The following is a 12183-nucleotide window of genomic DNA, read 5'->3' as shown; positions in this document are numbered from 1 at the left end:
GTTCCCGCAATTGTCGTTCATGTCGTACGTAACCCTCTCGCGAACAGTCGCTAACTTCTGGAGATTCCGGTAATCTCCGGCACAGTGTGGCGAGGCGCATGGTTACGGTGACGTAATCGTGCGCCTTTTTTATCGCATCGGAAGCTGTTACGGCCTTGCTTGGCGGAAGCGGCACCGGTGCGGGAGGATGGTCTTCGTCCTCTGCGAAGGCGTATCGCTTACGGCGGTATGCCTTTTTTGTTCTCATTACGAAAGGTGTGAAATGATCCCTATGTTTACGGTTTTGAAGAAACTAAGCTGGTTTTTCCGGATGCACTGGAAACGATACCTTGTGGCTGTCCTCCTTCTTACGCTGGTCGGCGTCGTCGATATTATCCCGCCCAAGCTGATCGGGTTCGCGGTGGACGGCATTCAGCAGAATACGCTGACCAAGTCGCGGCTGCTGGAGCTGCTGCTGTTCTGGATCGTTCTCACGATCGCCAGCTACGGCATCACGTTAATCTGGTTTAATCGATTGTTCGGCGCTTCGTTCGTATTGGAGCGGTTCGTCCGTTCTCGTCTGATGCGCCACTTGCTGAAAATGAACCCGACGTTCTACGAGCGCAATCGGACGGGCGACCTGATGGCGCGCGCGACGAACGACCTCGGGGCGGTATCGGTTACCGCGGGCTTCGGCATTCTGACGCTGATCGATTCCACGCTATTCATGCTGACAATTCTCGTCGTGATGGCCGGTTTCATCAGCTGGAAGCTGACGCTTGCCGCGCTGCTCCCGTTGCCGATTATGGCGCTTCTTATGCAGCACTTCGGCAAGAAGATCCACGAGAGGTTCACCAGCTCGCAGGACGCATTCGGCAGCTTGAACGACCAGGTGCTCGAGTCGGTGTCCGGCGTTCGCGTGATCCGGGCGTTCGTACAGGAAGAAGCCGACCGCAAAAGATTCAAAGAGTCGGCGGACGACGTGTTCGAGAAGAATATTAAAGTCGCCCGTATTGACGCGGTGTTCGAACCGACGGTGAAAGTGCTCGTCGGCATGAGTTACTTAATCGGTCTTTGTTATGGCGCCATACTCGTATTCCGCGAAGAGATTACCCTCGGCGAGATGGTGTCGTTTAATATGTTCCTCGGGATGTTGATCTGGCCGATGTTCGCGATCGGAGAACTGATCAACATTATGCAGCGCGGTAACGCTTCGCTCGACCGGATCAACGAGACGCTTGGAATGAAGGCGGAAGTGACGGAATCGGAATCTCCCATGGAGGTCTCCGTTCCCAATGCGATCGTCTTCGATCGTCTGACATTCCGGTACCCTTCGTCCACGATCGATAATCTCGTCGATATTACGGTGAAGCTGCGCCGTGGTCAGACGTTAGGCATCGTCGGCAGAACAGGCGCGGGCAAAACAACGCTGCTTAAGCAATTGCTTCGCGAATATCCGAAGGGCAAAGGTATACTGACCGTCGGCGGCGCCTCCATCGATGAACTGAAGCTTGATCAATTGCGCGGATGGATCGGCTATGTGCCTCAGCAACCGATTCTGTTCAGCAAAACGATTCGCGAGAACATCTGGTTCGGCACGATGGAGAAGGCCGGAGACGAAGAGCGGCTGAACCGTGCGCTCGAACTCGCTTCGTTCCGCAAGGACGTCGCATTCCTGCCTGACGGGCTCGAGACGCTTGTCGGCGAGAAAGGCGTTGCCTTGTCCGGCGGTCAGAAGCAGCGTGTCAGCATCGCGCGGGCGGTAATCGCAGATCCGGAAATTTTGATGCTAGACGATGCCTTGTCCGCGGTAGACGCGAAGACGGAGACGGAAATTCTCGAAGGCATCCGCACCGAGCGAGCGGGCAAGACGACGATCATTACGACACATCGTCTGTCGGCGGTACAGCACGCAGATTGGATCGTCGTGCTGGACGAAGGCCGCATCTCGGAAGAAGGCACACACGAGCAGTTGTTGGAACTGAACGGCTGGTACAAGGAACAATACGACAGGCAGCAGCTCGTCTCTGTTGTAGAAGAATAATGTTTCGAAGCAAGAGAGTCATAGAAGAAAAGAAGGTGACATCCATTTATGAACGACATGTACGATGAAATAAATATAGGCGGTAAAGGGAACGGCAAGAGACTGTTCCAATACGCGCTGCAATTCAAGAAACCGATTCTTCTTGCCCTGTCGATGCTGATTCTTGCCGTCGGCGTCGAACTTGTCGGTCCGTTCATAGCGAAGCGGATGATCGACACGAACATTATGGGCATCGAGAAATCGTGGTACGAGACGAAGCAGGACGACCGATACGCGGTGTCTTACCTCGGCGCGTTGTACAAAAGGGAAGACCACTTGTCGGCGAACGAGACGAAAGGCCGTGAAGTGCGCATTCTGCAAGCAAAACGGGGCTATTACTTCGTAGATGCGACGGGGGTTCCGAACGGCGGCTCACGCACTTTCACGGACGGTAAAGTCGTCATCGAACAGAAGGATGGCAGAAAAGCGACGTTCCCGGCGGTTCGGCTGACACGAAACGAGACGTACGCGTTCTATAAGCCGGAGTTCCGCAGCATCATACTGCTGGCGATGGGTTATATCGTCTTGCTGCTCATCGGCGCGGTATTTACTTATTGGCAGCGGTTATTGCTCCAAGTGTCCGCGAACCGCATCGTGCGCAAGATGCGCAATGACGTATTCAAACATATTCAGCGGCTGCCGGTGCAGTACTTCGATAAACTCCCTGCGGGCAAGATCGTCGCCAGGGTTACGAACGACACTGAGGCGATTCGAGAGCTGTACGTATCCGTTCTCGCGAACTTTTTTACGGGCATTATCTATATCGCGGCGATCATCGGCGCTGTCTTCTTCCTGGATGTGAATCTTGCGTTAATCGCACTTCCTTTTATTCCGATTCTGTACGTATGGGTCGTTGTCTATCGGAAATTCGCGGCGAAGTACAATCGTGTCATTCGGACGCGACTAAGCGACATCAATGCGATGATCAACGAATCGATCCAAGGCATGCCGATCATTCAGGCGTTCCGCAAAGAAGAAGCGGCGATGCAAGAGTTCAACGAGATGAACGACGAATACTACAAATATCAGAACAAAATGCTGACGCTGAACGCGATCACTTCACACAATCTGGTGAACGTGTTCCGTAACTTTCTGTTCATCGGCGTCATCTGGATGTTCGCGGGCGACTGGCTCGGCACGGCGGTGACAGTCGGCGTTCTGTATGCATTCATCGATTACATGAACCGGATGATGCAGCCAGTCGTCGGTATCGTTAATCAGCTGTCCAACCTTGAAGTCGCACGGGTGTCGGCGGAGCGGGTGTTCACCTTGCTCGACGAGCCGGGCATCGAAGTGTCGGAGAAGCGGATCGAGCGTTACAGAGGGGATGTTGCGTTCGAAGACGTCAGCTTTGCTTATAAGGCAGACGAGGACGTGCTGAAGAACATCTCGTTCCAAGCTCGCCAAGGCGAGACGGTCGCGCTCGTGGGGCATACCGGCTCCGGCAAAAGCTCGATATTAAACTTGCTGTTCCGGTTCTATGACGTGGAACGGGGTCGTATTACGGTGGATGGAGTGAACGTTCGGGACTTATCGAAGCAGGAACTGCGCGAGCATATGGGCATCGTGCTGCAAGATCCGTTCCTGTTCACCGGAACGATCGCGTCCAACGTCAGCCTCGACGACCCTTCGATTACGCGAGACAAAGTCGAGAAGGCGCTTCGCGACGTCGGCGCGTACGACATGTTCATGCAATTGCCGGGAGGCCTCGACGAGCCGGTCATCGAGAAAGGCAGCACGTTGTCCGCAGGGCAACGGCAGTTGATCTCGTTCGCGCGAGCGCTGGCGTTCGATCCGGCGATTCTGATTCTGGACGAAGCGACGGCCAGCATCGACACGGAGACGGAAGCGATTATCCAGAACGCGCTTGACGTGCTAAAGCGGGGACGGACGACGTTCGTTATCGCTCACCGGTTGTCGACCATCCGTGCAGCCGACCTCATTCTCGTGCTTGATCGCGGCCGGATCACGGAGCGCGGCACGCACGAAGAACTGATGGCGCATGGCGGCAAATACTTCGCGATGTACCAGTTACAGCTTGGCGGTACAGAAGTGGTGGCGTAAGCTGAACAAGTGTAACCGAAGTTGTTTTAGAGGACCCTTGCGCCCGAATGGGCTCGGGGGCCTTTTTGCTTCTTAGCGCTCGCAGGGTACTGAGGGCTAGCCCGTCCGCTCCGTCTGCTCTTCCGGCTTAACCCAACTCCACGGAAGATTGATCATCGTAATGGCTATCCACCAACTTGCTCAATTAGCTAGGTGGTAATTGGCAGTATAAATATGGACATCGTTGTGGAAATGGATCGTTATCCGGTTACCGGAGAGACGGTTTCCAGACGAAGAGTGTCCTATCTTCCTGGCGGTAAAGGAGCTAATCAGGCAGTTGCTTGTGCGAGACTTGGTGCTGATGTTTCACTAATTGGAGCTGTCGGAGATGATTCCTTCGGCGCGAAGTTGCTCGAGGGCCTAGTTGCAGAGGGAGTCGATGTTTCCGGCGTTCGGGAGATACATGACATGGCTAGCGGTGTAGCATCCATTCATGTGGCCAATGACGATAATTCAATCGTGGTGGTCAGGGGCGCGAATGATGCGTTAAAGCCCGCCCTCATAGACGCTTGCCATAGTTTCCAAGAGATCGATATCCTGATGCTTCAACTAGAGATTCCTATAGAAACGGTGTTGTATGCCGCTCGTAAGGCCAAGACGTACGGGAAGAAGGTTTTGCTTAATCTCTATAAGCGAAAAGGTAGACAGTCCTGTATGGTCCGAAGGGATTAACGGGATTTTCTTTTTTGTGCGCTTGAAAGCGCAATTTCCGGAACAGGCGGAATACTCATGTTGGCTGGCGGAACCGGACCACCCTGAATGTAGGGATTGTAGCCTCGAAAAAATTCGTACCATTATCCCCTCGGCTCAGGAGAAATGCTTGTAGAAAAGCCAATTTAGGATGTAACGGGTTCTCAGCTGCTTGAAGAAGGAAGCGTCCCGCGCATCAGGCGTTCCATAGACTGAGATATCGACCTTTCCACTTCGCTTTACTTCCCCAGACCACCCAAGGAACGGCGAGAACCGGTTTGCTGCGAGTTAGATCCTTGTAAGTTAAAGCTGGTGTCGCTGAGCACCAATGAAGCAGTTGACTTAAGACGGGGACATTACGGAGTTTTAAGTTTAACCGGAAGCAAAACTCGTCTAAATAAGCTTGTAAATGTTTGGCGCCGATGCCGTGAAACGTATCGTTCAGCCACTGGGTCACATTCCTCATGATTGGGTTAGAAGCAGGGTGGAGTTTGCCGCGCGTAAAAACAGTCACGGCCTCTCCGTCAGTATGGTGTTTTATGAAAGCTTGGACGCCGGGAGTTTCAATCCACCTCGACTCGGTATTCACATGCTTGGGATCAGGTTGTTTGATTTTGACATGCTGAGGCCGGTCATGCTGATCGAGAGAACTCCCGATCAAAAGAGGCTGCCGGGCATCGCTATAGTAAGCATAGCCATAAAATATAGGGTCTACCCGCACGATACCCGTGAGGGGGTCTCCTTCATCGGCATGCTGCATGGCGTGGCGTATTTTTCTTGCGATGAGCCATGCGGTTTTATAGGTGACCTGAATGATATTGGATAGGCGTGAGGAACTGATGCCGGAAGGCTGGGAAATCAGGAAGATCGCTTGAAACCAGCTCGGCAAAGGAGTCGAGCTTCCTTCCATAATCGTGCCGGCGATGACAGATGCTTGATGGCGGCAGGAGCAGCATTCGTAGAGCGGGAGTCTGCGTGTTTGGATCAAATAAAAATGAGGATGACTACAAGTCGGGCAACGGAAGCCGTCTGGCCATCTGGTCTTGAACAGCATCTCGACGCAAGCTTGTTCGGAGTTGAACTGTTGGCAGAACGCTTCAAAGGTTAGTTGATCCGGAAACATGAACACCCTCCCGAAACAGAACGTTTGTTCCTATTAATATTTTACCAAACATACGTTCTCATCACAAGTGTTTTGCGGTAAAAATTTCATTTTCCCGAGCTTGTTTTTCAGAGTGGAATAGGGTGAACCTCCTAATCAATTCTAGTGGTTCTAGTGGTCATAGCGAACCTTATCGCTCCTGATCAGAAGGGATAATGGTACATATTACGGGGAAGAGGTAAGGAAGTTAAACTGCAGTTCCCAATCTCCTCTGACCTCCTCCTGATCGGAAGGGATAAAGGTACCTTTTCGCGCAGCCGGTTGCAGAAATGGGATGGGGGATGCCGGACCTGACGATTCGGGAGGAGTTAACTAAAAGGATGGCATCCGTGAGAGCGTTGAGCGTTTTAAGCTACTGTGGAACCCAGGGCATCTCAGCTACACGCATAAATTGAAGGGAGAAGGCGACGCTAACGGAAAAAGATGGGGGCGGGGGCGATCGACCGCGATTACGGCTTCGGCACCGGGGCGAAAAGACTATGGCTAAATCGCGCATTTATACATTTCTCGACATTCGGTATAATGGACGCAACGAGAACTGGGGCGAACGGAGCCCGGGAATGAGGAAACTAGCACAGATGGCGGACCATAAAGACAATACCATCATTCGGTTCGAACAAGTGACGAAACGGTACGATAACGATACAACGGTGCTGAAGCAGGTAAGCTTCGAGATCGAGAGAGGCAAGTTCTACACGCTCCTCGGGCCTTCAGGCTGCGGGAAGACGACGATTCTTCGTTTGATCGCGGGTTTCGCCGAGCCGTCGGAGGGCCGGATTTATTTTAACGGGAAGCTGATCAACAACGTTCCGCCGGACAAGCGTCAGGTGAACACGGTGTTTCAGGACTACGCTTTGTTCCCGCATTTGAACGTGTTTGAGAACATTGCATTCGGCCTCAGAATCAAGAAGATGAAAAACGCCGACATCGCCGAGAAGGTGAAGGAGGCGCTTCGTTTTGTGAACTTGAGCGGCTATGAGAACCGCGAGATCAGCGAAATGTCTGGCGGTCAGCGGCAGCGCGTCGCAATTGCCCGGGCAATTGTCAACGAACCGGAGATTCTGCTGCTGGACGAGCCTTTGTCGGCGCTTGACTTGAAGCTTCGCACAGAGATGCAGTACGAGCTTCGCGAGCTGCAGCGCAGGCTGGGCATCACATTTATTTTCGTTACGCACGACCAGGAAGAAGCGCTCGCCATGTCGGATGAAATCTTCGTCCTGAACGAAGGGGAGATCCAGCAAAGCGGCACGCCGACCGACATCTATGACGAGCCGATCAACCGGTTCGTCGCCGACTTCATCGGCGAGTCCAACATCGTGCCGGGCCGCATGATTGAAGATTTCCTTGCAGAGTTCGCGGGCAAGAAGTTCGAATGCGTCGACCAAGGGTTCTCGCCGAACGAGCCGGTGGAAATTATGATTCGGCCTGAAGATCTGGAGCTAACGACGCCGGAACAAGGCAATCTGCAAATCAAAGTCGACAGTCAATTGTTCCGCGGCGTCCACTACGAGATCAGCGGATATGACGAAGCGGGCAACGAATGGCTCGTTCACTCCACGCGCAAAGCGACTGTCGGTGAAATCGTCGGCCTACGCTTCGATCCGGAAGCGATCCACGTCATGCGTTTCGGCGAGACGGAGGCGGAATTCGACGCTCGGCTGGAATCGTACGGGGAACAGGACGACAAAGACAACGACGAACAAGCGCAGGTTGCGGGTGCCGATGAGGCGAACAGGCTGAATAAGCAGAACAGCCCAAACAGGCCAGATAGCCTGAACACGAGCAGCCCGAAAACGAATTTCACTAAACCGGGCGAATCGAGCGAAGGCGGCCGCTCATGACGAAGTCGCGCAACTTGTACCTTATCCCGTATCTTGCGTGGATGCTGCTGTTCGTCGCGACGCCGATTGTTCTGATCGTATACGATTCGTTCTTCGATGTGGAAGGGCATTTTACGTTCGATAACTTCCAGAAGTTCCTGACTCCGATTTATTTGAAAATGACGCTCAACTCGTTCTGGTACGCTTTTCTCATCACGCTGTTCTCTCTGCTTGTCGCTTATCCGGCGGCGTACTTGTTGACAAAGACGAAGCATAAGCAGCTATGGCTGCTGCTCATCATCGTCCCGAGCTGGATTAACTTGCTGCTGAAGACGTACGCCTTCATCGGTTTATTCGGCACGTATGGGTTTGTAAATGCCTTCCTCGAAGCGATTGGCATCGGTACGCGGCAAATTCTGTTTACTGACTTCAGCTTCGTGTTCGTGTCTGTGTACATTTTTATCCCATTTATGATTTTGCCGATCTTTAATTCGCTGGAGGAAATGAATCCGTCGCTCATCTACGCTTCGCGCGACCTTGGCGCTTCTCCATGGATGACGTTCCGGCGTGTCGTATTCCCGCTTACGCTTGGCGGCGTGAAAGCGGGCTGTCAGGCGGTGTTCATCCCGGCGTTATCGCTGTTTATGATTACTCGTCTGATCGCGGGCAACCGCGTCATTACGCTTGGCACGGCGATCGAGCAGCATTTCCTCGTGACGCAGGATTGGGGCATGGGCTCGGCGATCGCGGTGCTGCTGATCATCGTTATGGCGATCATGATGATTGCGACAGGCAATCGGGGAGCGAGGAACACGATTCGATGAGTAGAAAAAGGAAACTCCCGCAGTTGTATTTGGCTTTCGTCTTCCTGGTGCTGTATGCACCTATTCTGTATCTGATGTATTACTCTTTCAACAGCGCGGGCACGATGCACGGCTTCGAAGGGTTCACGCTTGAGTGGTACGACGAGGTGTTCCATGATACGAGGCTATTGATCATCGTGTTGAACACGGTCGTCATCGCGCTTCTGTCTTCGGCACTCTCAACGATCATCGGTGTCGTCGGCGCGATTGCAATCGATCGAGTTCATCGTAACAAGCCGAAGAATGCGCTGCTTGCAATGAACAACGTGCTAATCGTCAGCCCCGACGTCATTATCGGCGCATCGTTTCTCATTTTCTTCACGATGCTCGGCATTAAGCTTGGCTTCACTTCTGTGCTGCTGTCGCACATTGCGTTCAGCGTGCCGATCGTTGTGCTGATGGTGTTGCCGAAGCTTCAAGAGATGAGCCCGACGCTGATCGATGCTGCCCGCGACCTCGGAGCGAGCGGCTGGGGCGTCATCAGCAAAGTTGTGCTTCCGTTCATCAAGCCGGGCATCTTCGCAGGTTTCTTCATGGCGCTGACGTATTCGCTTGACGACTTCGCGGTGACGTTTTTCGTTACGGGCAATGGCTACACGACGCTGTCGGTCGAAATTTATTCCCGCGCGCGGCAAGGCATCTCGCCTTCGATTAACGCGCTTTCGACGCTGATTTTCCTATTCACGGTCATACTCGTCGTCGGCTATTATTTTATTACCCGCAAAGGCAAAGGCGATAAAGAAGCGAGCCGTCCGAACTGGGGGGTTTCGCAGCCATGAAACAACTCGTGCGTTTGTTCGTCGCTGTGTTCATCATTGCAGGCGGGCTCATGTATTTGACGTCGTACCTCAATTCGTCGGAGGGTTATTCCGGCTCGGATACACTGACGATCTATAACTGGGGCGACTATATCGATCCCGAGCTGATTAAGGAGTTCGAGAAGGAGTCCGGGCTGAAAGTCATCTATCAAACGTTCGATTCGAACGAGGCGATGATGACGAAGATTGAGCAGGGAGGCACGACGTTCGACATCAGCATTCCTTCCGAGTATGCTATCGACAAGATGAAGGGCGAAGGGCTGCTGCTGCCGATCGATCATACGAAAATTCCGAACCTCAAAAACATCGATCCGAACTTCATGGATTTGCCTTTCGATCCGGGCAACGTGTACTCCATCCCGTATTTCTGGGGAACGGTCGGCATTATTTACAATCCCGATCTGCTCGGGGGTCGCACGTTCAAAAGCTGGAACGACTTATGGAGCCCCGATCTGCGCAATAACATTTTGCTGGTGGATGGCGCTCGCGAAGTGATCGGCTTCGGCTTGAACAGTCTCGGGTATTCCCTTAACGATACGAACGAAGATCATCTCCAAGCCGCCAAGCGTAAGTTAGGCGACTTGACGCCGAACATCAAAGCGATCGTCGGCGACGAGATCAAGATGTTGCTTGCGGAAGAAGAGGCGGCGGTCGGCGTCGTCTGGTCGGGGGACGCATCGGAAATTATGGACGAGAATGACAAGCTTGACTACGTCATCCCGGAAGAGGGCTCGAACCTGTGGTTCGACAATATCGTCATTCCGAAGACGGCGAAGAACATCGAAGGCGCCCACGCCTTCATCAACTTCATGCTCGATCCCGAACATGCGGCACAGAATGCCGAATACGTCGGCTACGCGACGCCGAATGCGGAAGCGCTCAAGCTGCTGCCGGAAGAGATCTCCGGTGACGAGCGATTTTACCCGAGGGCGGAACTGACGAACAAACTGGAAGTGTACAAAAATCTCGGCAAAAAAATGCTCTCCCACTACAACGAGCTGTTCCTGGAATTCAAAATGCACCGTAAGTAAAGAGAAGACGATTAGAGGAAATCGGCAATCGGCAATCGGAGATAACTGCAGGGGATAAGGGGGCGGCGGTCGAATGACACAAGCACAAGCGCAACAGGCTTTCATGGGTATAGATATCGGCACGACAAGCACGAAAAGCGTTGTTTTCGGCCCGGGCGGCGATCAACTGGGCAGTTATTCAGTGGAATATCCGTTGTTGCGAGATCGTCTGGATTGGGCGGAACAAGACCCCGAGACGATCGTGGACGCGGTGGTGGACAGCGTACGAGGAGCACTTGCGGCGAGCGATGTAGGCGCGGAAAAAGTGGCGGGCGTCGGCATGGGTTCGGCGATGCATGCGTTAATTGCGGTGGATGCGGGCGGCCGCCCGTTAACAAGAAGCATCACGTGGGCGGACGGGCGCAGTGAAGAAGAGGCGCGTCGGCTTCGAGCGACGCCGGAAGGACACGGTATCTATCGTCGGACGGGGACGCCGATCCACCCGATGTCTCCGTTGCCGAAGCTGATCTGGCTAAGGGAGCATCGACCGGATGTCTGGTCTGCGTCGGCGAAGTTCGTATCGATTAAGGAATACGTCGTTTTCCGCTTGTTCGGTGAATGGGTCGTCGACCATGCAATCGCTACGGCGACTGGACTAATGGAGCTGGATCGGCTCGCTTGGGACGAGGAGGCGCTGCGCATCGCAGGCATCTCGAGCGAGCAATTATCGGCCGTGCAGTCGGCAACATACCGGCTGCAAGGGATGGATGTGGGGCTGGCCGACCGAATGGGTTTGCCGGTCGACACGCCTTTTTTCCTTGGCGGTAGCGACGGCGCGCTTGCGAACATGGGCGTCGGCGCGATCGGTCCGGGCGAGATGGCGGTGACGATCGGGACGAGCGCGACGGTCCGGATGATGACAGATCGACCGTTGACCGATGAGAGGCAGCGAACGTTTTGTTACCATGTTGCGGATACTGCCTATATTATTGGAGGCGCAACGAATAACGGCGGCATTGCGCTGCAATGGATGCGTGAGGCGTTCTTTGGGGCGGAAAGCCAAACGGAAGACGTGCTAGAAGCGGCGTCTCGTGTGGCAGCAGGCGCGGATGGCTTGTTGTTCCTGCCATATTTGACCGGGGAGCGGGCTCCCATCTATACGTCAGAAGCACGAGGCACTTACTTCGGCGCTCACTTGGGGCACAAGCGGGAGCACTTCGCAAGAGCGGGACTGGAGGGCGTCATGCTGGCGCTTGCTTCGGTCGCGGGAGCGCTTCGCGATCTGGCCGGCGAGACAAAAGAAGTTCGCGCGTCCGGCGGATTCGCCAGATCGCCGCTTTGGAAGCAGATGCTGGCCGACGTCCTGGGTATGGAAGTTCAGGTGTCGGAAGTAACCGAAGCTTCCGCCCTCGCATCTGCAGCGCTGGCGATGCAAGGGCTCGGCGAGCTTGGGAATTGGCGCGAGATCAAGGCGTGGATACCGATCGCCGAGCGGCTGGAGCCGAACGCGCACCATGCGGAGCGTTATCGCGAGCTGCTTGAGATTCACGAGGAGCTGCGTGGGCAGCTTGCCGGCTCGTTCTCCGCAGTGGCGCGGTTCCAGCGGAAGTATGCGGAGCGGGAGTAGGAATGTGAAGTGATAATTATTCTCAATG

General features: G+C 54.1%; 9 protein-coding genes. 8 read left to right on the top strand and 1 reads right to left on the bottom strand.

Annotated features, from left to right (window positions below; translation table 11 throughout):
- Window positions 1–271 precede the first annotated feature (271 nt).
- From ACFPOF_RS28395 to ACFPOF_RS28385, 3 genes are all read left to right on the top strand, one after another.
- Window positions 272–2023: an ABC transporter ATP-binding protein gene (locus tag ACFPOF_RS28395; protein ID WP_378138761.1), complete on the top strand. Its 1752-nt coding sequence runs from the start codon at window positions 272–274 to the stop codon at window positions 2021–2023.
- Window positions 2024–2071: 48 nt separating this feature from the next.
- A complete protein-coding gene (locus tag ACFPOF_RS28390; protein ID WP_378138760.1) occupies window positions 2072–4126 on the top strand; it encodes an ABC transporter ATP-binding protein in 2055 nt (684 codons plus the stop codon).
- 192 nt (window positions 4127–4318) lie between these two features.
- Window positions 4319–4837, top strand: coding sequence for a PfkB family carbohydrate kinase (locus tag ACFPOF_RS28385; protein WP_378138759.1), 519 nt, complete (start codon window positions 4319–4321; stop codon window positions 4835–4837).
- A gap of 214 nt (window positions 4838–5051) precedes the next feature.
- On the opposite strand, the gene ACFPOF_RS28380 is transcribed toward ACFPOF_RS28385, so the two are convergent.
- Window positions 5052–5978: a transposase gene (locus ACFPOF_RS28380; RefSeq protein WP_378138758.1), complete on the bottom strand. Its 927-nt coding sequence runs from the start codon at window positions 5976–5978 to the stop codon at window positions 5052–5054.
- A 617-nt stretch (window positions 5979–6595) separates the two neighbouring features.
- Here ACFPOF_RS28380 and ACFPOF_RS28375 point away from each other — a divergent pair.
- The 5 genes from ACFPOF_RS28375 (at window position 6596) to ACFPOF_RS28355 (ending at window position 12155) form a co-directional block, all read left to right on the top strand.
- The gene (locus ACFPOF_RS28375) at window positions 6596–7858 is read left to right on the top strand and encodes an ABC transporter ATP-binding protein (protein ID WP_378138827.1); all 1263 of its coding nucleotides are present in this window, start codon (window positions 6596–6598) and stop codon (window positions 7856–7858) included.
- Window positions 7855–8661 carry an ABC transporter permease gene (locus ACFPOF_RS28370; protein WP_378138757.1) on the top strand — a complete coding sequence of 269 codons (807 nt, stop codon included), beginning with the start codon at window positions 7855–7857 and terminating at the stop codon, window positions 8659–8661. The genes ACFPOF_RS28375 and ACFPOF_RS28370 overlap by 4 nt, the downstream gene beginning before the upstream one ends.
- Window positions 8658–9479 (top strand): ABC transporter permease, encoded by an 822-nt coding sequence (locus tag ACFPOF_RS28365; RefSeq protein WP_378138756.1) that lies wholly within the window; start codon window positions 8658–8660, stop codon window positions 9477–9479. The genes ACFPOF_RS28370 and ACFPOF_RS28365 overlap by 4 nt, the downstream gene beginning before the upstream one ends.
- Window positions 9476–10549 carry an ABC transporter substrate-binding protein gene (locus ACFPOF_RS28360; RefSeq protein WP_378138755.1) on the top strand — a complete coding sequence of 358 codons (1074 nt, stop codon included), beginning with the start codon at window positions 9476–9478 and terminating at the stop codon, window positions 10547–10549. The genes ACFPOF_RS28365 and ACFPOF_RS28360 overlap by 4 nt, the downstream gene beginning before the upstream one ends.
- Window positions 10550–10622: 73 nt before the next feature.
- Complete coding sequence (locus tag ACFPOF_RS28355; RefSeq protein WP_378138754.1) at window positions 10623–12155, top strand: gluconokinase; 1533 nt, start codon at window positions 10623–10625, stop codon at window positions 12153–12155.
- Window positions 12156–12183: the final 28 nt, after the last annotated feature.

This window comes from Cohnella soli, from assembly GCF_042655525.1.
GTDB classification, from domain to species: domain Bacteria; phylum Bacillota; class Bacilli; order Paenibacillales; family Paenibacillaceae; genus Cohnella; species Cohnella soli.
This window is presented reverse-complemented; position numbering and strand designations above follow the sequence as displayed.

Bases quoted from the DNA above. Each gene is read 5' to 3' on its own strand.
- ACFPOF_RS28355 (WP_378138754.1), top strand. From the start codon at position 10,623: ATGACACAAGCACAAGCGCAACAGGCTTTCATGGGTATAGATATCGGC.
- ACFPOF_RS28380 (WP_378138758.1), bottom strand. From the start codon at position 5,978: ATGTTTCCGGATCAACTAACCTTTGAAGCGTTCTGCCAACAGTTCAAC.
- ACFPOF_RS28360 (WP_378138755.1), top strand. From the start codon at position 9,476: ATGAAACAACTCGTGCGTTTGTTCGTCGCTGTGTTCATCATTGCAGGC.
- ACFPOF_RS28375 (WP_378138827.1), top strand. From the start codon at position 6,596: ATGGCGGACCATAAAGACAATACCATCATTCGGTTCGAACAAGTGACG.
- ACFPOF_RS28370 (WP_378138757.1), top strand. From the start codon at position 7,855: ATGACGAAGTCGCGCAACTTGTACCTTATCCCGTATCTTGCGTGGATG.
- ACFPOF_RS28365 (WP_378138756.1), top strand. From the start codon at position 8,658: ATGAGTAGAAAAAGGAAACTCCCGCAGTTGTATTTGGCTTTCGTCTTC.
- ACFPOF_RS28395 (WP_378138761.1), top strand. From the start codon at position 272: ATGTTTACGGTTTTGAAGAAACTAAGCTGGTTTTTCCGGATGCACTGG.
- ACFPOF_RS28390 (WP_378138760.1), top strand. From the start codon at position 2,072: ATGAACGACATGTACGATGAAATAAATATAGGCGGTAAAGGGAACGGC.